This window comes from Buttiauxella sp. AC142, assembly GCF_979253435.1.
In genome coordinates, this window is the sequence record NZ_CEEDCH010000001.1 from 152,951 (window position 1) to 173,315 (window position 20,365).

At 49.8% G+C, this 20,365-nt stretch carries 18 protein-coding genes; 11 read left to right on the forward strand and 7 right to left on the reverse strand.

Annotation, left to right across the window (positions count from 1 at the left end; all coding sequences use genetic code 11):
* Positions 1–3 precede the first annotated feature (3 nt).
* Positions 4–3,246: an ATP-binding protein gene (locus tag AC0IWZ_RS00625; protein ID WP_471678388.1), complete on the forward strand. Its 3,243-nt coding sequence runs from the start codon at positions 4–6 to the stop codon at positions 3,244–3,246.
* 99 nt (positions 3,247–3,345) lie between these two features.
* On the opposite strand, the gene AC0IWZ_RS00630 is transcribed toward AC0IWZ_RS00625, so the two are convergent.
* Positions 3,346–3,975 carry a YfdX family protein gene (locus tag AC0IWZ_RS00630; protein WP_471678387.1) on the reverse strand — a complete coding sequence of 210 codons (630 nt, stop codon included), beginning with the start codon at positions 3,973–3,975 and terminating at the stop codon, positions 3,346–3,348.
* A gap of 230 nt (positions 3,976–4,205) precedes the next feature.
* Here AC0IWZ_RS00630 and AC0IWZ_RS00635 point away from each other — a divergent pair, with 230 nt between their 5' ends.
* The 5 genes from AC0IWZ_RS00635 (at position 4,206) to yghX (ending at position 9,929) form a co-directional block, all read left to right on the forward strand.
* Positions 4,206–4,808 carry a DUF308 domain-containing protein gene (locus tag AC0IWZ_RS00635; protein WP_471678386.1) on the forward strand — a complete coding sequence of 201 codons (603 nt, stop codon included), beginning with the start codon at positions 4,206–4,208 and terminating at the stop codon, positions 4,806–4,808.
* A gap of 42 nt (positions 4,809–4,850) precedes the next feature.
* Positions 4,851–6,242, forward strand: a complete 1,392-nt coding sequence (locus AC0IWZ_RS00640) for a glutamate decarboxylase (RefSeq protein ID WP_471679104.1) — start codon at positions 4,851–4,853, stop codon at positions 6,240–6,242.
* 84 nt (positions 6,243–6,326) lie between these two features.
* Positions 6,327–7,847, forward strand: coding sequence for a glutamate/gamma-aminobutyrate antiporter (gene gadC / locus AC0IWZ_RS00645; RefSeq protein WP_034492608.1), 1,521 nt, complete (start codon positions 6,327–6,329; stop codon positions 7,845–7,847).
* Between the two features lie 162 nt (positions 7,848–8,009).
* Positions 8,010–8,897 carry a DMT family transporter gene (locus AC0IWZ_RS00650; protein ID WP_471679103.1) on the forward strand — a complete coding sequence of 296 codons (888 nt, stop codon included), beginning with the start codon at positions 8,010–8,012 and terminating at the stop codon, positions 8,895–8,897.
* A gap of 144 nt (positions 8,898–9,041) precedes the next feature.
* The gene (gene yghX, locus AC0IWZ_RS00655) at positions 9,042–9,929 is read left to right on the forward strand and encodes a YghX family hydrolase (protein ID WP_471679102.1); all 888 of its coding nucleotides are present in this window, start codon (positions 9,042–9,044) and stop codon (positions 9,927–9,929) included.
* Here yghX and AC0IWZ_RS00660 read toward each other — a convergent pair.
* The 4 genes from AC0IWZ_RS00660 to AC0IWZ_RS00675 all read right to left on the reverse strand — a co-directional run bounded on the left by AC0IWZ_RS00660 (position 9,926) and on the right by AC0IWZ_RS00675 (position 12,869).
* The gene (locus tag AC0IWZ_RS00660; RefSeq protein ID WP_034492614.1) at positions 9,926–10,891 is read right to left on the reverse strand and encodes a GGDEF domain-containing protein; all 966 of its coding nucleotides are present in this window, start codon (positions 10,889–10,891) and stop codon (positions 9,926–9,928) included. The two genes, yghX and AC0IWZ_RS00660, sit on opposite strands and share 4 nt — an antisense overlap.
* A gap of 78 nt (positions 10,892–10,969) precedes the next feature.
* Positions 10,970–11,359: an EamA family transporter gene (locus AC0IWZ_RS00665; RefSeq protein ID WP_051873612.1), complete on the reverse strand. Its 390-nt coding sequence runs from the start codon at positions 11,357–11,359 to the stop codon at positions 10,970–10,972.
* A 24-nt stretch (positions 11,360–11,383) separates the two neighbouring features.
* The gene (locus AC0IWZ_RS00670) at positions 11,384–12,523 is read right to left on the reverse strand and encodes an HlyD family secretion protein (protein WP_410373575.1); all 1,140 of its coding nucleotides are present in this window, start codon (positions 12,521–12,523) and stop codon (positions 11,384–11,386) included.
* A 16-nt stretch (positions 12,524–12,539) separates the two neighbouring features.
* Complete coding sequence (locus AC0IWZ_RS00675) at positions 12,540–12,869, reverse strand: DUF3302 domain-containing protein (RefSeq protein ID WP_034492619.1); 330 nt, start codon at positions 12,867–12,869, stop codon at positions 12,540–12,542.
* A 311-nt stretch (positions 12,870–13,180) separates the two neighbouring features.
* Between AC0IWZ_RS00675 and AC0IWZ_RS00680 the strand changes: the two genes are divergently transcribed.
* The 4 genes from AC0IWZ_RS00680 (at position 13,181) to AC0IWZ_RS00695 (ending at position 16,721) form a co-directional block, all read left to right on the forward strand.
* Complete coding sequence (locus AC0IWZ_RS00680; protein WP_034492623.1) at positions 13,181–13,810, forward strand: helix-turn-helix domain-containing protein; 630 nt, start codon at positions 13,181–13,183, stop codon at positions 13,808–13,810.
* 309 nt (positions 13,811–14,119) lie between these two features.
* Positions 14,120–15,169, forward strand: a complete 1,050-nt coding sequence (gene ompA / locus AC0IWZ_RS00685; protein ID WP_410373576.1) for a porin OmpA — start codon at positions 14,120–14,122, stop codon at positions 15,167–15,169.
* A gap of 114 nt (positions 15,170–15,283) precedes the next feature.
* Positions 15,284–15,826: a YfaZ family outer membrane protein gene (locus AC0IWZ_RS00690; RefSeq protein WP_410373577.1), complete on the forward strand. Its 543-nt coding sequence runs from the start codon at positions 15,284–15,286 to the stop codon at positions 15,824–15,826.
* Positions 15,827–16,319: 493 nt separating this feature from the next.
* Positions 16,320–16,721: a Spy/CpxP family protein refolding chaperone gene (locus AC0IWZ_RS00695; protein WP_410373578.1), complete on the forward strand. Its 402-nt coding sequence runs from the start codon at positions 16,320–16,322 to the stop codon at positions 16,719–16,721.
* A gap of 109 nt (positions 16,722–16,830) precedes the next feature.
* On the opposite strand, the gene AC0IWZ_RS00700 is transcribed toward AC0IWZ_RS00695, so the two are convergent.
* Both AC0IWZ_RS00700 and yghU read right to left on the reverse strand, forming a co-directional pair.
* A complete protein-coding gene (locus AC0IWZ_RS00700) occupies positions 16,831–17,223 on the reverse strand; it encodes a hypothetical protein (protein ID WP_051873613.1) in 393 nt (130 codons plus the stop codon).
* 150 nt (positions 17,224–17,373) lie between these two features.
* Positions 17,374–18,240, reverse strand: a complete 867-nt coding sequence (gene yghU, locus AC0IWZ_RS00705) for a glutathione-dependent disulfide-bond oxidoreductase (RefSeq protein ID WP_034492633.1) — start codon at positions 18,238–18,240, stop codon at positions 17,374–17,376.
* Between the two features lie 193 nt (positions 18,241–18,433).
* Here yghU and AC0IWZ_RS00710 point away from each other — a divergent pair, with 193 nt between their 5' ends.
* A complete protein-coding gene (locus AC0IWZ_RS00710; RefSeq protein ID WP_471678385.1) occupies positions 18,434–20,299 on the forward strand; it encodes a bifunctional sugar phosphate isomerase/epimerase/4-hydroxyphenylpyruvate dioxygenase family protein in 1,866 nt (621 codons plus the stop codon).
* The last annotated feature ends 66 nt before the right edge of the window (positions 20,300–20,365 follow it).

A 20,365-nucleotide genomic window follows, 5' to 3' on the forward strand; every position in this document is an offset into this window, starting at 1 on the left:
ACGATGCGATCTGGTTTATCTATTTATCTGGTAGCACTGTTTTGCTTAAGTATATTTTCGGTTCCGGCGGCGACGCATTCCATTGAGCTGAAAAGTAATTATCATCCGGCGCAACTGGATGTCCGTTTAAACGCTGAAGAAACGCGTTGGCTGGCGCATAAAACCACCTTAACGATCGGTACCTGGTTGCCGGAAGTCTCGCCTATTGATTACGAAAGCGGTGGCGAACTTTACCAGGGCGTGAATGCGGATTACCTCGCGTTGCTGCAAAAAAATATCAACACTAAAATCGCTATCAAACAATATGATAACGAAAAGGAAGCGTTGGCTGCGCTATCGCGAAATGAAGTCGATACTTTGCTGACTCAACTCTCCGACCGTGAAGAGGTTGGCAGCCATTTGCTGCGCACTTCCGCGCTGATTAAGACCTGGCCGACGCTGGTTACTTCGCTGAAAAACACGCTGCTGCCGCTCAAGAGTGACAAACAAGTGACGGTGGCTTGTGTGCGCGGTTGTTCGTTTCTCGATGTGATTAAAGTGGCTTTCCCGAAAGCTAAAATTACCTTTTATGATAGTGATTATCAGGCGCTGTCATCGGTCATGTCCGGGGTTAACCAATATTTTATTGGCAACAATGTCACCACCGGGAATTGCATCTCGAAATATTTCTCACAATCGCTGGTTATTACTCACTACTTTAATAAACAGGAGCAATATAACTATTTTGTTACCAACCAAAATCAGCCGCTATTGCGAAATATCCTTGAGCGTTTCATTACTTCTATCAGCAACGAAACGCATATGCGGGTGATGCAGAACTGGTTGAATCGCGGCAATCTCTCCTATCTTAATTCGCCGATCCCTTTTAGCCGTGAAGAGGAAGAGTGGCTTAAAAAGCACCCTAAAGTCCGGGTGTTGATTAACCCAAACTACCCGCCGTTTACGCTGGTCGATAGCGACGGTGAATTGCGCGGCATTATGGCGGATTTACTCAATATTATTCAGTTGCAAACCGGCCTTGAGTTTCAACCGGTCATCGTCAATTCCAACCGCGAAATGACGGAGAAAATGAAGCCTGGTCAATGGGATATGATTCCCGCTGCCACGCTCAGCAGTGAGCCGCAGCGCTTTATCTCGTTTAGCGACCCGCTGATGAATGTCTCGTTTGTGCTGGTGACGGCACACCGCGAAAACGCCAGTCTGCTGCTTGCAAAACCGCAGCGCATTGCCGTGGCCGCAGGGCAAATTTTGACGCGTGACTTAAGGAAACGGTTCCCGCAGGCGACCTGGGTTGAAACAGACAATGTCAGCGTGGCGATGAGAATGGTGGAGGAGGGCGAGGTTGACGCCGCAATAACTACCGAGCTTTCAGCGCGTTATATGATTGACCATTACTACCCGCAGAACATGCACTACATGCGTTTGCCGGGCATGCCGAGTGCGTCGCTGAGTTTTGCGATGGCGCGTGATGAACCAGAACTCAAGTCCATTTTGGGTAAGGCGCTACAGGCGATTCCTCCGCGTGACATTCTCCAAATGACGGAGAAGTGGTCGAAAATATCCAGCGTGCAAATCGATACCTGGAGCCTGTACAGCAAGCAGTTTTATCAGCTGGTGATTTTCGCGTTGGTGTTGATTGCCATCAGCCTCGCCTGGGGGCTGTCGCTGTCGCGAGAAGTGCGTAAAAGAAAACAATCCCAACGTGAACTTGAAGAACAGCTTTACCTCAAAGAGGCGCTTTCTCACGAGTTAGAAGCGGAAAAAGATAAAGCCATTCAGGCGACTAAAGCGAAAAGCCGCTTCCTGGCGAGCATGAGCCATGAACTGCGCACGCCGGTGAGTTCAATAGTCGGTTTTTTAGAGTTGCTGTCCGGGTCAGATCTCAGTGCCAGCCAGCGTAAAGAAGCGATAGCCCTGGCGGGAGCAACGGCGCAATCATTGCTGGGGCTGATTGGTAAGATTCTGGATGTCGATAAAATTGAGTCCGGTAAATATCAAATTGCTCCGCAATGGACGGATTTATCGCAACTGATCGACTTGCAGTGCCATTCGTTCGATGCGCTTGCCCGGCAAAAAGGGATTGCGCTGCGTTGCATCAGCCATCTGGCTGCCGACCAGCGGGTGTTGGTTGATCCGCAGGCATTGCGGCAAATACTCACGAATCTGGTGGGAAATGCGCTGAAATTTACCGAAAAAGGGCATATCCAGGTTTCGGCTCGCCTGATTCCTGAAGATGAAAAACACGGCACGCTGGTTGTCACGGTGAGTGATACCGGCTGCGGCATTAGCCCGGAAGAACAGGAGATGCTGTTCCATCGTTATGCGCAGGCGCGCCAGGGGCGCGAACAAACCGGCTCGGGTTTAGGGCTGGTTATCTGCAAAGAGCTGGTGACGCTGATGGGCGGCACTCTTGAGCTGACTAGCCGCCAGTCGCAGGGCACCACATTTACGATAACGCTGGACGTTGAAACCGGGCGCCAAACGCTGACGCCGACGCGTGATACTCCCGCAGCGCTATCGCCCCTGCCGCGTTTGTCGATTCTGATTGCGGACGATAATCCGACTAACCGTCTGTTGCTCAAGCGCCAGTTGAACGCCATTGGTTACAACGTGGATGAAGCCTGTGACGGTGAAGAAGCGGAGGCGAAAATCCTCAACAAGCCGTATGACTTGTTGATAACGGACGTCAATATGCCGAAGAAAGATGGCCTGGAATTGACGGCATCTTTGCGCCGCCAGAATCAGCGCCTGCAAATTTGGGGGCTGACTGCCAGCGCGCTTTCGCAATCGCGCGAGCAATGCCTGCAAAGCGGGATGGATGAGTGCCTGTTTAAACCGGTGTCGGTTCAAACGCTGACGCATGAGTTGAGCAAACTCGATACTGGCCGTGCGTCGCCTGGCGTCACCCGTCATTTAAAGCTCAGCATTCTGACCGAGAATACCGGCGGTGACAGGAAGTTAATGAATGAAATTCTGGAAACTTTCCGCGAAGCCTCTGCCAATGATTTGCAGGCGGTCGTGCGCTCCATCGAACTCGATGAGCCGCAGAAATTTTTGCACGCGTTACACCGTTTGCATGGCTCGGCGCAAATACTGGAAATCACTGCTTTGCAGAAAGTTTGCGAACCATTTGAGTCACGTCGCCATGATGCGCTGCCGCTTGAGGAGCGACGGGAGGCGTTAGAGGAAATTGCGACAGTTATGCGTGAAATCGAGGTGGAGATAGAGAGTTTGATGAGCCATTAAAAATAGGTGGATGACGCTTGCGCTTATCTACCCTACGAAACCGGAATCGAAATCGTAGGCGGATAAGCGCAGCGTCATCCTGCATCCGGCATGATAATTTTAGTTGCTGGCAGCAAACATTTCGCTATCCACCACGATGCCGTCTTCCGCACTTTTCAGCACCAGATTCGCTTCATAGTATTTGCCATCCGCCAGCATTTTTTGTGCTGTAGCCACCGCTTTGCGGGTCTGGTTCAGCGGCATTAAATACTGATCTTCCATCACGCCAATTCCGGCCAGACGCAGTGTATCAATCGCGCCTTTCTGGTCGCCTTTAGCCAGTTTTGAGTTGGCAGATTTGATGGCGCTCTCTTTTTCTGGTGTCGCGATATAGTCTTCAGACAGCGCAACGGTGGCGTTAATAATCACATACTGGTCGTCAATCATCTTCGCTTTAGTGTTGGTTTTAACGAATTTCTTCCAGTCGGTACTGTCGTCTTTCAGAAGCGTTGCGGCGTCATCTGTCAGCTTTTTGGCGCTGGCTGGAACGCCATGGAACAGCGCGAGACGGGCAAGCTGAATATCGCGCATCGCATTTGCACCCTGAACGGCAATCTGCATCACATCAGTGGCTTCTTTTTGTATCTGAGCGGTTGCCGCAGTTTGCGCCGCAGTATTTGCCGTCGCCGCCATAACCGATGCGGAACACATCATCGTTGCCATCATGCCTGCCAGAATTAATTTTTTCATTTTCTTCTCCTTAATAAACCAGGTGGTTATCACCGAACGCCATCAGAATAAAAAATAACTGTCACGATGAAAATCAGAGCGCCGAATGAATAATGCAGGTGCAGTCTTACAAATGTCGGAAAGCGAATACAGACGTCAGACTTAGCGTATAACAATGACCCGTCACTCTTATTTACCCGCCTGGTGGCAAGCACTACCATTTCAATCATTAACTATACGGCGGAGATGTTATGTTTATATTTAACCAATATAGAATGAAAGCGTTGAGTGAAGTTTCTCGCCTTCATTATAAAAAGCATGCTTTGGTTATGGCGATATTACTGCTTATTTGTGGTGCCTGCTGCTTACTTTTTCCCTTTATGGCTGGCATGTATCTCGCTTATATAACCGGCATGATGTTTATGATTTGCGGGTTTTATACTCTTTATTGCCTGCTGGTGTTCCGCACCCAGCACTGGAAATCGAAATTGGTTAGTGCTGTCTTCGCGATAGTGTGGCTATTGTTGGGCTACAGCTTCATCGTTAACCCGCTGGTTGGCATCAACTCTTTGTCGATTGTTTTCTGCTGTTTGTTCATTATCGGCGGGGTTTCTCGCATCGTATCCGGCTTTACTATGCGTGGCCGGGCAGGCGCAATCTGGAACGTACTCATCGGTGTCTTCGACCTGTTGATTGCCGCCATATGGCTTGGCCTCAACCCGAGTCAATCTTATTTATTCACCACCGCCTTTATTGGCCTGGAGATGATTTTTAGCGCTAGAGGCTTTATTTCTCTGCGTAAGAAACTCTCTCTCGCTCAGCCCAAAAAATTGGCGATGAAAGATTCGCAATAATTAATGAAATTATTTAATTTATATTAAGGAATAATTATGACTATGCTCAATAAGCCCGTCGAAAATGATAATGACGACGTTTATGCTTCCGTAGAATTGTCCACTTCATTGCCAAAAACCGCATTTCCGGTGCAGGAAAGTAACCCGCGTAATGTGTTTCACGCCATCCACGATGAACTGATGCTCGATGGTAACTCCCGTCAAAACCTGGCCACTTTTTGCCAGACTTGGGTGGATGACGAAATTCGTCAGTTGATGGATTTGTCCATCGACAAAAATATGATTGATAAAGACGAGTATCCGCAAACCGCTGAAATTGAACAGCGCTGCGTGAACATGCTGGCCGACTTGTGGCACTCCCCCGCGGCTACCGACACCTTGGGTTGCTCCACAATTGGTTCTTCCGAAGCGGCGATGCTGGGCGGCCTGGCGCTGAAATGGCGTTGGCGTAAACGTCGTGAACTGGAAGGTAAATCAACCGACAAGCCAAATATGGTGTGTGGCCCGGTGCAGATTTGCTGGCACAAATTCGCCCGCTATTTTGACGTTGAGCTGCGCGAAGTGCCGCTGGACGGCGATCGCCTGATGATGACTGCGGAAGAAGCGCTGAAATACATTGATGAAAACACCATCGGCGTGGTGCCGACTCTGGGGATTACCTTCACCTGCCAGTACGAGCCGGTGAAAGAGATTCATGATGCGTTGGATGATTTGTTTGAGCGCACCGGGCTGGATATTCCAATGCACGTTGATGCGGCGAGTGGTGGTTTCCTTGCTCCATTCTGCGCACCAGAAATCGACTGGGATTTCCGTCTGCCACGCGTGAAATCTATCAACGCATCCGGCCACAAATTCGGCCTGGCCCCGCTGGGTGCGGGTTGGGTGGTATGGCGTGAAAAACAGGATCTGCCAGAGGAACTTATCTTCAACGTGAATTACCTCGGCGGCAATATGCCGACCTTTGCGCTGAACTTCTCGCGTCCGGGTGGGCAAATTGTCGCGCAGTATTACAACTTTCTGCGTCTTGGTCGTGAAGGCTACCGCAAAATTCATATGGCTTGTTACAACACCGCGCAGTACCTGGCCCGCGAAATTGCCGCCATTGGGCCGTTTGAAATCATTTTTGATGGCAGCCACAAAAACGGTATTCCGGCACTGACCTGGGCGCTGAAACCGGAACATCAGCATTGCGGTTATACCCTTTATGATCTTGCCGATCGCTTGCGCAGCCGTGGCTGGCAGGTGCCTGCTTATTCTATGCCGACCCATCGCGAGGACTTAGTGGTGCAGCGCATCCTGGTTCGGCACGGCATGAGCACTGACCTGGCTGAATTGCTGATTGCTGACCTGAAACGCACCCTCGACGCGCTGGAAAAAAATCCCGTCACCCATTCGTTGACCGCTGAAGAAGCGGGTGGTTTTAACCACGCATGATTCATGTCGGATGACGCTAACGCTTATCCGACCTACACAAATCATCATCCGCGGGCCACGCTGCCTGCGGATGCGGAGAGATTTATGTCCACCACAACGACCAATCCCCCAGCCCGGCAACTCACTTTGCTCGGCTTTTTTGCTATTACCGCTTCGATGGTGATGGCGGTTTATGAATATCCGACTTTTGCGACCTCAGGCTTTAGCCTGATTTTCTTCCTGCTGATGGGCGGCCTGTTTTGGTTTATTCCCGTTGGCCTGTGCGCGGCTGAAATGGCAACGGTTGAAGGCTGGGAAGAGGGCGGTTTGTTCGCCTGGGTTTCCAATACGCTCGGGGAACGCTGGGGTTTTGCGGCTATTTCCTTTAGCTATTTGCAAATCGCTATCGGCTTTATTCCGATGCTTTATTTTGTGCTCGGCGCGCTTTCCTACATTCTTAACTGGCCTGCGCTGAATACCGACCCGCTGGTCAGAACCGTAGCGGCAGTGCTGATTTTGTGGGGGCTGGCGCTCACCCAATTTAAAGGCACGCGTTACACCGCCCGCATCGCAAAACTCGGTTTCTTCTTCGGGATTTTATTCCCGGCTGTCGTGCTGGTCGCGCTGGCTGTTGCCTGGTTGTATAACGGCCAGCCGCTGGCGATTGAGATGTCGGCGCACACGTTCTTTCCTGATTTTTCGCAGATTGGCACTTTAGTGGTGCTTGTGGCGTTCGTGCTCAGTTACATGGGCGTTGAAGCCTCGGCGACTCACGTCAATGAAATGACCAACCCGGCGCGCGATTACCCGCTGGCGATGATCTTACTGGTGATTGCCGCCATCGTGCTCAGTTCCGTGGGCGGGCTCTCAGTTGCGGCGGTGATCCCAGAACACGAAATTAATCTTTCTGCCGGTGTGATGCAGGCATTCAGCACGCTGATTGGTTATTACGGTCCTGGGTTTGAATGGGCGATTCGTGTGGTTGCCGCACTGTTAATGTTGGGTGTGCTGGCAGAAATCGCTTCGTGGATTGTCGGCCCATCGCGCGGCATGTTGGTGACGGCGCAAAAAGGGCTGCTGCCTGCGCGTTTTGCCAAAGTGAATAAAAATGGCGTGCCGGTCGCGCTGGTTATTTCCCAGTTAATCATTACGACTATTGCGTTGATTGTTCTCACTAATACTGGAGGGGGTAGCAATATGTCGTTCCTGATTGCCTTGTCACTCACCGTGGTGATTTATCTGTGCAGTTACCTGATGTTGTTCCTGGGATACATTCAACTGGTGCGTAAACAACGCGATAAAAAACGCGCTTTCCAGATCCCTGGTGGTCAAAAAGTCAAACTGGTGGTGGCGTGTTCCGGCCTGGTGGTTTCGGTGTTGGCGTTTGTTGTTTCGTTTATTCCACCGAGTTCTTTGCCGGGCGCACATGCTCACGATGTTTACGGCGGCTTGCTGGTTGTCTGCTTTGTGCTGGTGTTTATCCTGCCGTTTAATGTTTATCTGTTCCGCGATAAAGCCAATAAAAAACATGCACCTGAGATGGTCCATGTGAAAGTCGATAACGCACCTGACGGGCACTTTGCGGTGCATCCGAAAGCGCGTCCTTCGCACCTGCCAAAACCTTAAAACGGCTGTCGTGCCATCCACCGCGCAAAGTGTGGATGGCACTCTCGCTATTTTTCTTTATTGAAGGATAATGGTCGATTCTGAAACGACAGTTTAATTTTGGTTAAGGGAAGAGGCGTGAGCAATAACGTTTCACGGTTTACTAATAAGAAAATCGCATGGATGGGGGCCGCTTTTTGTTGCCTGTTATGGGGTAGCGCTTACCCGGCAATTAAAAACGGCTATGAAATATTTCAGATAGCGACGGATGACCTGGCGGGGAAAATTGTCTTTGCCGGTTATCGGTTTGTGATAGCGGGCCTGCTGTTGCTGGCGTTTGCGTCTCTACAAGGCAAGTCTGTTGCGCGTTTATCACGCCAGCAGTTTTCGCAACTCGCGTTATTAGGCGTGACGCAAACCGCGATTCAATACATCTTCTTTTATATTGGCCTCGCCTATACCACCGGTGTGAAAGGTTCAATTATGAACGCCACCGGCACCTTCTTTAGCGTGTTACTCGCGCACTTTATTTATCAGAACGACAAGCTCAGCATCAATAAAGTGGTGGGCTGCGTACTCGGTTTTGCCGGTGTAATGGTGGTGAACTTCAACAGCCAGCTGATGGATTTTAGCTTTAGCCTGATGGGCGATGGTTTCGTGGTGCTGGCAGCATTTATTCTTTCTGCCGCGTCGCTGTATGGTAAGCGGATTTCGCAGACCATGGACGCCACCATTATGACTGGCTGGCAACTGGCGATAGGCGGCCTGGTGCTGACCATTGGCGGGTATGTCAGCGGCGGCACACTGACGTTCCACGGCTGGGAGTCGGTGGCAATTCTTGGTTATTTAGCGCTGTTATCTTCCGTGGCGTTCGCGCTGTGGAGCCTGCTTTTGAAACACAATCGCGTGGGCATGATTGCGCCATTTAACTTCCTGATCCCGGTGTCGGGCGCAGTATTGTCGGCTATTTTCTTGCAAGAAAGCATTCTTGAATGGCGCTATGCGCTGGCGTTAGTACTGGTGTGCTTCGGCATCTGGCGCGTGAACGTGGTTAAGTCTCGCTTAAATTAGACCAGGCAAAATCAGTAAATACAGGCCATTATTTATGGGGCGTTGGTGGATGACGCTTCGCTTATCCACCCTACAACGGCTTGCGTAGGTCGGATAAGCGAAGCGTCATCCGACATCAAACTGACCAATATGACGGGCCTGCAAATGACACGACTTACTGCGAAAGATTTCCCTCCTGAATTACTCGAATACTTCGATTTTTACGTTCATGGCAAAATCAGCAAACGTGAGTTTCTCGATATCGCGGGCAAGTTTGTTGTCGGCGGGCTTTCGGCGGTGGCGCTTGGCACCTTATTAACGCCGAATTACGCTTACGCCACGCAGGTGGAATTTACCGACCCGGATATTGTGGCGGAATACATCGAATACCCCAGCCCGCAGGGCCATGGGCAGGTGCGGGCTTATCTGGTGCGCCCGGCAAAAGCGGCGGGCAAAGTGCCTGGCGTGGTGGTGGTGCATGAAAACCGTGGCCTGAATCCATACATTGAAGATGTGGCGCGACGCGTTGCCAAAGCCGGATTTATTGCGCTGGCACCGGACGGTTTAAGCTCGGTGGGCGGTTATCCGGGTAATGACGAAAAAGGCCGCGAGCTGCAATCGCAGGTCGATCCCACCAAATTGATGAATGATTTCTTCGCCGCTATCGAATTTTTGATGCACCACGACGCGGTGACAGGCAAGGTCGGCATCACCGGTTTTTGTTACGGTGGCGGCGTGGCCAATGCTGCGGCGGTCGCTTACCCGGAACTCGCTGCTGCCGTACCGTTCTATGGCCGTCAGCCGAAAACCGAAGATGTGCCACGCATCAAAGCGCCATTATTGCTGCATTTTGGCGAGCTGGATTCGCGCATCAACGAGGGCTGGCCCGCGTATGAAGCGGCGCTCAAAGCGAACAATAAAGTCTACGAAGGTTATATCTATCCCGGCGTGAATCACGGTTTTCATAACGATTCGACACCGCGTTATGACAAAGCCGCAGCGGAACTGGCGTGGAAGCGCACGATTGATTGGTTTAATAAATATCTGGCTTAGCTTTGAATGAGAATTCTGGCCCCCAGCGCCACGCCATTTTTACCGGTGCGTTTAATCAGATACATTGATTCGTCGGCACGTATCACCGCATCGCTGAAATTGTCGCTGGCCCAGGATTCATTGACGCCAATCGAAGCGCCGACTTTTGCCGCCCCGTTACCCAGCTCAAACGGAGTAATCGCGGCATCCAGGCATCGCAGGGCGATACGCATAATTTCCTGATTATCCAGCGTCCACGGTAACAGCAGGATAAATTCATCGCCTCCGATGCGGCCAATGGTCACTTCTGCCGGGCAGGCATCACGTAGACGCTGGCTGAGTTGCAGCAGGACTTCGTCGCCGCTGCGGTGTCCCAACGTATCATTCACGTTTTTGAAATCATCAAGATCGATAAACGCCACGGATAGCGAACCGAGATTTTTGAGCAAATCGAACTGCGCATGCAGCGCATACCGGTTGGCCAGCCCGGTAAGCGGATCGTGATTAGCCAGCGTGGAAAGCTGCTGTTCGTACTGCTTTTCTTTGGTCATATCGATGTGGGTGCCGGTTACTTTCAGCGGTTTCCCATCATCACTCCACTCCGTCACACGACCCCGATCAAGCACCCAGGAAATGGTGCCATTTTTGGCCTGCATCCGGTGTAGCGCTTCGTAGAATGGCGTCTTGCCCTCGAGATGGTTATAAAATGCAGACAGCACCATTTCTTTATCTTCAGGATGAAGATGCTCCCGCCACACGTCAAAATGAGCGCTAAGTTCTTTGGGCTGATAACCCAGCATGGAACCCCATCGGCGGTTAAAAATAATTAACTTTCCGCTCGCGATATCGAGCTGCCATAAGCACAAACCCGTCCCGTCAAGAGCCGCACTCAGCTTGTTACGCGAGTCGTGCGCAATTCTCTTAAGACGGGCGTTGTGCCTCTTGAGGTTCTGGATCTGCTGCCTGAGGATTTCTTCTGACATTGACCGTAGTTATGTTCAAATAATATCCATTCTTAACAGCTATTAATGTGTTGTAAATATGGCTGAGAAAAAATCGTTCTAATTTAAGTTAAGTTGCGATTCAGAGCCGCGTTTTTTGCGTTGCACGTAAAGACACGCAAACATGATGACCGCGACGACCACGGCCAGCGCGCCTTTCCAGCTATCGCTCGTCGCATCGCGGAACGTTTCTTGCAGGAAAAATAGCAGCGACATCAATGCCAGCGACGCGCCTGCAAGCTGTAACAGGCTGGTCGGGGCGTTGAGTACCACAATGGATACCAGAAGAATAGCCACCGGCATCGCGGCAAAAATAATCGCGACGGTGCTGAGATTGATGAACTGGCCGCCATAAATCACCAGCGTAAGAGGCAGGCAAAACCAGAACAAAAACCCGCAAAACCGGAAAAGCCGATGCCCCGTCGGGAATAACACTTTCGCTTGATGCATGGGAAGCCTCCTTCTGGTGTTAACTCAATGATCGATATAGAGATAATGCATCCAGCTTGTCATGCGTAGCAGGATTTTGCGGATAATAGAAACGTGTTTGAAATAGTCTGAATAAATCGCCACCTGGCCCATCGTCCCGGCGGGTAAGTTCTTCATATCAGCCATATTATTCAACTCTATTTCTGCATAAATACCGTCGAGTTTCGGGTCGAGACTTAAGCCTTGTAGATGGCCTTGCGCCTGGTAGCTGCTGCTGGCGACTACCGGCAGAATTTGCTTCACTTTCCCTTTAACCACGCTGCCTGGCAGGCCGTTAAACACCACTTCCGCTTCATCACCGGCGGTTAAACGCAGGGCTGAGTTTTGGCGGAAGACGGCAAACACGCTGTTTTTCTGCTCCGGAACGAACACCATCACCGGGCGCAGCGGGAGCGGGCGCACGAACATGCCAGGCTTCAGAAGAAGCTGCGTGGCGTAGCCATCGCTCGGCGCGTAAACGACGGTTCTTGCCAGGAAATATTCCGCTTCTTTGAGTTTAGATTTAATCCGGTACACTGCCGCGTTTTCGCCGTTGATCATGGCATTTAACTGGGCCGCGGTTTCATCCCGTTTCGAGAGAACCGAGCGCCACTGGGCCTGTGCGGCGAGGTAATTTTGTTGCGCGCGAACCACTTCCTGGTCGGTAAACGGGCTTTTCATTTTGTCTTTGCTACCGTTCTGGTAGCGATTGGCATCTTTCAATGCTAAATCGCGAACGGCTTTTGCCTGGGCAATATCCGCATTTTCGGAAGCCAGGCGTGCTTTAAGCATTTCCACGTTTTGCTGGGCGGTTTCTATCTCACCTTTCAGGGCTTCGACTTTTGCCTCGTAGGCCGTCGGGTCGATACGGAACAGGAAATCGCCTTTTTTCAGTTTCTGATTTGCGTGTGGGGTGACTTCAACCACCACGCCTTCCACTTCAGGAATGATAGGCAGCGTCACCGTGACCATCTGTGCTCGCTCAGAATACGGATGGTTATAATTCATTAATAACAGTAGCGAACCAATCAGAACAATACCGCCCAAGACTGCGGTAGGAACCGTCCATTTATTTAACGGGATTTTGAAAAATTTAAATATACCGAAACAGATCGCGGTATAAGTCAGAATAAGTAATAAGTCCACAGTAAATCCTGATCGGTTATTCGGCCGTTGATGGCTTTGTTTGCGTTTTTTGATGCTGGGCTTCGAGTTGCGCTATTCTTTCTCGCAAGGCATCCATTTCGTTATTTTTAACCGTGAATCCCCAGCCCCGGTCTTCGCGATATAACATTGCCCAGATCCACAAAAATGGCCACAAAACATGGAGAGTGAATAAACTTACCCAACCCGCAGCATGAATAGCATCCTGATGAGGATGATTCCGATGCACTGCTATTTCATAGGGAATATCGTGTACCACAATCACGCCATAAAATAGCGTCAACCCAACAAAGATAAGTGCCACTAAGGCAACATAATCGAGAAACATACCTGGAGTCCCATGAAGAAATTTCAGCAGACACTAATGAGAAGGCGTGAATGGCACCACTTTTATTTTGTTTAAAAATAAATAATGTGTCATTTTTCAATTGCACAAAGCGCCAATATTGTGCAATAGGAAGAACGGATAATTACACTTCTTTTCACCGCTGAAACAGTTGTGGGAAAATTGCTACAACTTGTTTAGGTTTTATTATGGACAGTTGAATCTATAAGTGAAACACCGCATGGTATGGCTCCCTGCCATATCGTTGGCATGGTATATACTTCAAGGAAAGATTAGGCATCTTAGGATTAAAAATGATTATACCCCCTCCCACGCGGCCAGAAGCTGCCATTCAGAATCTCATTACAGCTCTCGAACCCTATGGAACCCCCATGGAGGTTATTCCGCGTAAAAGGATAAACTGGGAATATAAAGAGATCCCTCAGTTCTATGTCTTTAAAAGTGGTGAGCTTTCTGTTCTGCGAGCCACAGACGGCCTGGTCATCACCACGGTCTACGACCAGAATTTGTTTGGTATTGCAGAGAGCATTCAGCCAATGCGCAGCCATATTCTGCGTGCAGAAACTGAATGTACCATGCTGCGTCTTGATGCCAGCCTCGGGCATGAACTCATCACCGAGAAAGGGTTATGGAAAGATATTGCTATCATCCTGGCTTATTACACCACCCATCTTTTCTATCGTGATTCAGTCGTTGTGCAGCAGCGGACCTATTCGATCATTCGCGGTCATCTTCTTGAAATGAATCGCCTTTCAACAGAATTACGTTCAAGAGTTTCTATTCTTGACTATATTCAGGAACGAACACATTTATCCCGTAGCAGTATTTTGAATGTGATGTTTGCCTTAAAGAGCGGTGGTTACATTGAAATAAAACGGGGTGGATATTTAATCGAGGTGATTAATTTACCCGAGAGGTTCTGAGATGACTTTACTGTGAATATTTAAACGGAGGTCATCTTTACCTTCCGCTGCCTGCCAACACATCGCCCTTAAAATTAATTCCACAGGTAATAGCTATCCTGCTAATCAAAATTATGAACTCAGGATGGCTTTGCTTCATTTGAAAGGCTCAGGCCGATCTTCTTATAATAATCAGATAATTTTGCTCGCCTTTTTTAATGTAAAATTAAATCAAAATGAAATTCCTTCCTTCGTGTTCTCTGCATACCATCCGTCGCTGAAATAGTCATGCTACTGAGTAATCTCTCCGGGACCACTTCAAGGATTAATATGAAAAAGACTCTTATTGCGTTAATCGTCATCAATGCCTGCGCAGTAACCAATGCTAATGCCGCAGCGGATGCTAATACCTGGTACAGTGGTGCGAAATTAGGTTGGTCACATTACTCAGATATCAGTGGCAATAATAATTTTAATGGCAATCAGAATAACGCTGCTGAATTTGATACCGACAGTGACAATGTGGGTGGCGGTGTATTCTGGGGCTATCAAATTCTTCCCTGGTTGGCGGTAGAAAGCGGATACGATTATCTCGGTAATATGCAGGTTCAGGGAAATAACGGCGCAGCAAATGGCAAAATGAAGGCCCAGGGTCTGCAATTTTCGATGAAAGCCAGCTACTCATTCAACGAGAATTGGGATATCTACGGCCGCGCGGGGGCCATGGGGTATCGTGCGGAAACTGACCAGGCTGAGCACAGTAATTTTGAAACCGGTGTGCGCCCATTGGCCGCCATTGGTACCGAATACGAATTTAATGATAACTGGGCTGGCCGCCTGGAATATCAGTGGGTGAGCAACGTCGGCAATTCAAACCAGATTGGCATGTCCGCTGATATCAATACCGTCACCGCAGGCGTGGTCTATCGCTTCGGGCAAAATTCAGCAGCACCGGTTGCTGAAACCGCGCCAGTGGTAGAAGGCCCGCCAGAGCCACAGCGCTTTAACCTCAAATCTGACGTGATGTTTGAATTCAACTCTGCGGTGCTTTCTGCACAGGGGGAATCGGCGGTACGTGATCTCTACAATCGCCCTGAAATTCAGGCCGCTAAAGAGAAAACCACGATGGTGATTGGCTTTAGCGATCGCCTCGGTTCGGCAGAATACAACCTCAACCTTTCAACAAAACGCGCTCAGGCCGTGGCCGATGAACTGGTGCGTTTAGGGATGCCCGCTCAAAACGTGCAGGCCGAAGGCCGTGGTTTAAGCGAGCCGGTGACCGGAACAACATGCGATGCGCTGCAAGAACGCAGTGAACTGATTAATTGCCTGGCACCTGACCGCCGCGTGGTGGTCGAAATCGCCGGTGTCGGCGAATAACCTTAATAATCCCAGTAGTCATAAAAAAGCAGTGATGTTCGTTTTGCCCGATGCATTTGTGCCAGTCGGGCTTTTTTTTGTCTGCTAACCCCACGAGTAAAAATAAGGAACGCGATGAAATTATTAAAAATGGTTTTACTGATTGGTGCGGTATGCGCCGCAAATTCGGCTCATGCCGTGTCGATTCATGGTGAAGCGGGCGCCAAATGGACCAATTTCGGCGTGAGCTTTGGCGCGAACGAACCGGGTTTTACGTTCAGTGGAAATTGGGCGCATAACGATAACGACGGCGACGTCGCCAGCCTGGGAATGGGTTGGAATATTCCGTTAGGTTCGGTACTCGTAACGCTCGGCGGCAAGACGCTTTATCTCAACCCGGATGATAACGATGAAGGTTATGCGGTGGCTGTCGGCGGCGGCGCGCAGTTACCCCTTGGCGATCACTTCTCTTTATATGGCGATGCCTATTTCTCGCCTGACTCGCTTTCAAGCGGCGTAAAACAATACGGTGAAGCGAACGCGGGTGTGCGCTGGAAAGTGAACCCAACCTTCTCTGTTGATGCCGGATACCGCTATTTGGGAATGGAAGGGAAAGATGGGCATAGTGATAATATCTTAGCGGACGGCGCTTATGCCGGGGTTAACTTCAATTTCTGATCTGTTTATTTTTATACATTTATAGAATTGCTGGTTAATAAGTATCTGGTTAAAATTATTATGTTGATGCACTGAGTCTCATTGCTATTATCAACCTCGAGCAATCGATCCTTTAATATTGTTAGCGCATATATTTATGCCAATGCAGTATACCCGCCTGTCCGGCGGGTTTTTTTTATACCCTTCATACTTCAAACTACCTCTTTGTTGGCTGCGTTCATTCACCCGAATCACTTAGTTTACTAAGCTCATCGGGATTCTTTCTCTCGCCGCCGCGATGCAGCTTGAATTATTTTGGGTATAAAGCGGGGAGTTTATTTTTAAACGAAAGGCTAATTGAATGTCAGCCTTGCTAGCCTTATTCTTAATTTATCCCATACGGATGTGGGATATGTAAGCAATCATCAAATAGTCAGTCGCAAATAGTAAGCAGCAAACGCCACACTATGGCAACATAGTGTGGCGTCCTGTGTTTAAAATTTAAGGATATAGAATGAATAAAATATTTAAGCTTGTCGTGATGGCAACTGCGCTGTCATTTTGCGGTGTGGCTTTGGCTTCTCATTCTACTGACACGCTACCGCAAGACTCGCTGGTTAAACAATTACAGCTGACACCTGAACAAATTCAGCAGGTAAAATCACTGCGTAAGAACACGGAAGAAGAAATTGGCAAAATTAACACCGATGCTTTAAAGCAGGATGCGATAATTGATATGTTCAGTTCCGGAATGTGGAACGATGCTGAGGCTAAAAATCAGCTCGACGCCATTGGTGATATTCAGAATCAGGTGCGGTTCCAGAGAGCAAAATATCTTTTTCAGGTCAGCCAGATACTGAGTCGAGAGCAAAAACAACATTTACAGCAAATATTGATTGAGAAACAACTCTATTAAATGAATTCTCTTTGTCGGTCGGATTGGCGGTAGCGTCATCCGACAAAACAGGCAAAATGGTGGATGATGCTTGCGCTTATCCACCCTACAAAACTCCTTTTTATTTTCATTATGATGCGGTATCCGTTACCGGTTTTAATATATTACTAATCTGAATCAGCCCGCTCTTATTCTCGTCGTGTAGATAGATATCATTGAGTTCATTAATTTCTTCCAGTTTGGTTAACGCCTGGAACACATTATCAATGCCATAACGATTATCAAAAACATCCACGCTTCTGAGGTCATCAACCCGCGCTGATTTAATGCCTGCGGTCAGGTTGGCAATGGTGTTTTTATTCAGAGTATGCAGGTTTTTTAACTCTTCCGGATTCTTGCTTTCACTTGGGGCTGATGTAACCGGCTGGAAATTAATCGTATTCAATGCTTCTACGGTTTCATCTGCTGGTTCAGCACATCCGACAATAACTAAGGCGAGTAGTAATACGCAGTTCTTTAACACGGTAGTTCCTTGCAGTTTGCGGGCGGAATAATTCAGACGGCAAGTTACCTGCAACGGTCAGGCTGAAACTATAAAAAGTTTGTTTAATTTTAAATTTTATATATCCGTGATATTGCAAGTTGCAGTATCACGGACATATATGTGGCGGAATTACTTCTCTAATTTGTCCTGAGTGCGTAACTCAAAGTCTGACGCATCATGGCGCTCATGCAATTGCTGTGACGGTTCGCCAAAGGTGCGGTTCACAATACGCCCACGCTTCACCGCCGGGCGGCTTGCCACTTCATCGGCCCAGCGGACAAAGTTTTTGTACGAGGCAACATCGAGGAATTCCGCCGCGTCGTACAGCCCACCTTTTGCCAGCGCGCCGTACCACGGCCAAATCGCGATATCTGCAATGGTGTATTCGTCGCCGGCAATAAAACGATGCGTAGCCAGTTGCCTGTCTAGCACGTCCAACTGGCGCTTGGCTTCCATGGCGAAGCGGTTAATTGCGTACTCAATTTTCATCGGTGCGTAATTGTAGAAATGGCCAAAACCACCGCCCAGATACGGCGCGGAACCTTGCAGCCAGAAGAGCCAGTTCAACGTTTCAGTACGTGCCGCAATCTCTTTTGGCAAGAAGTGACCAAACTTCTCTGCAAGGTAAAGCAGGATGGCACCGGACTCAAACACGCGAATCGGTGGTGTCGCCGAATGGTCCATCAATGCCGGGATTTTCGAGTTCGGGTTCACATCCACAAAGCCGCTTGAGAACTGATCGCCTTCGCCGATGCGAATCAAATGCGCGTCGTATTCAGCCTCACTCACGCCCAGCGCCAGCAACTCCTCAAGCAGAATAGTGACCTTCTGCCCGTTCGGTGTGCCGAGGGAATAAAGCTGCAACGGGTGCTTGCCAATCGGCAGCGTGCGTTCATGAGTCGGGCCTGCAATGGGGCGGTTGATATTAGAGAAGGTGCCGCCTTCGCCTTTTATCCACGTCCAGACTTTTGGTGGCTGATAGTTGTTATCTGACATGTTGTGTTTGCCTTTAAGTTGCCAGGGAGTGACTGGAAAGTGTAACCCCACTTTGTTTTGTTCGGTAATCGCCCGCTATTTTTTTTAACTTCCGGGCGTGTGATCTGGGGTAACAATTAATTAACTATAAATTTGCAATATGAACCAAATGATACAACATTAACCGACTTATCCCGACAGACCAGGAGCCATCATGCAGCGTTCAATTGCAACCGTATCTATCTCTGGCACGTTGCCTGAAAAACTGGCCGCAATTTCGGCTGCTGGTTTTGACGGTGTCGAAATCTTCGAAAATGACCTGCTTTATTACCCAGGCTCGCCCGCCGACGTGCGCAGAATGGCGGCGGATTTGGGACTGACCATCACGCTCTTTCAGCCGTTTCGCGATTTTGAAGGAGCATCGCGTCCTCAGTTTGCCAACAATCTGGAACGGGCGCGCCGCAAATTTGACCTGATGCATGAACTGGGCTGCGACACCATGCTGCTGTGCAGCAATGTGGCCCCTGATTGCTCAGCCAACATTGATTTGCAGGTCAGCGATCTCGCCCATCTTGCTGAACTTGCACACCTTAATGAAATCACCGTCGGTTATGAAGCGTTAGCGTGGGGCACGCACGTGAATCGTTATCGCCAGGCGTGGGAGCGGGTAAAGCAGGTTAATAGCCCGGCGTTGGGGCTGGTGCTCGACAGCTTCCACGTGCTTTCGCTCGGCGATCAATTGATTAATCTCGACGATATTCCTGTCGAGAAAATCACCTTCCTGCAACTGGCCGATGCGCCACTGATGAAAATGGATGTGCTGGAGTGGAGCCGCCATTTCCGCTGCTTCCCAGGGCAAGGTGAGTTGCCAGTGGTGGAGTTCACACGTTTGCTGACCGAGAAAGGTTTCCGCGGGCCATGGTCGCTGGAGATTTTCAACGACAGTTTCCGCGCCACGCCGAACGCGCCAACGGCCAAAGATGGCTATCGCTCGCTGTTGTGGCTGGAGGAGCAAACCTGGCAGACTCACCCGCAAATTGACGCCCCGCTTTTTCACAGTGCGCCGCAGGCCAGCTATCAGGGAATTGAGTTTTTAGAATTTGCCACCGATGATAAAGATGCTGTGGCATTGGGCGAAGCCTTGCAACCGCTGGGTTTCGACCATGCCGGAGAGCACCGTTCCAAAGATGTTTCGCTGTGGCGCAACGGCGGCGCGAATATCATTATCAACCACCAGTCGCACAGTTGGGCGGATGAATTTCATCGCCGCCACGGTGTTTCGCTCTGCGCGATGGCGTGGCGGGTGAAAGGTGCTGCGAACGTTTTGCAGCGTGCGCAAGATTACGGCTACCCCGTCTGGCATGAAAAACACGGCCCGGATGAGCGTGCTCTGGCAGCGGTTTGTGCGCCAGATGGGAGCTTGATTTACTTGATTGAAGCGCCTGAGCAGGGCGAAAGCGACATTTATCAAACCGATTTCACGCTCTCAGAAACTGCCGCCAAAGGCACGCTGCGCGGCATTGATCACCTGGCGCTTGGCCTGGTGGAAGGCAGTCGCGATAACTGGATTATGTTCTTCCGGGCGGTATTTGGTTTCGAGCTGGATACCGAACTGAGCGTGCCGGACCCGTATGGTCTGGTCAGGAGCCAGGTGATGCACAGCCCGTGTCAGTCGATTCGCCTGCCGCTGAATATGTCGCACAGTCTCGATACGCAAATCGCCCGGTCGGTGGCGAGTTATCAGGGAACCGGCCTGCAACATGCAGCATTTGCCTGTGATGATTTACCTTCGACGGTAGAAAGCCTGCAATCTAAGGGGCTGACGTTACTTCCTATTCCGGCGAATTATTACGGCGATTTATTGGCGCGCTACGGAGTCAATAACGCGTTATTACAAGGGCTTGAGCGTCTGAATATTCTTTATGAGCGGGACGCGCAGCAGCATGAGTTTTTACATGCCTACACACCGCCATTCCGCCCGGATCGTTTCTTCTTTGAACTGGTCGAACGGCGGGGTGATTATCAACAGTACGGTGCGACTAATGCGGCGGTTCGTCTGGCTGCAATGCAGATGCGGTAACTCGATTTAAAACAATAAATGAACCTTAAGGTTCAAAAAGGCACCTGTAACCTACGACATAAGAAG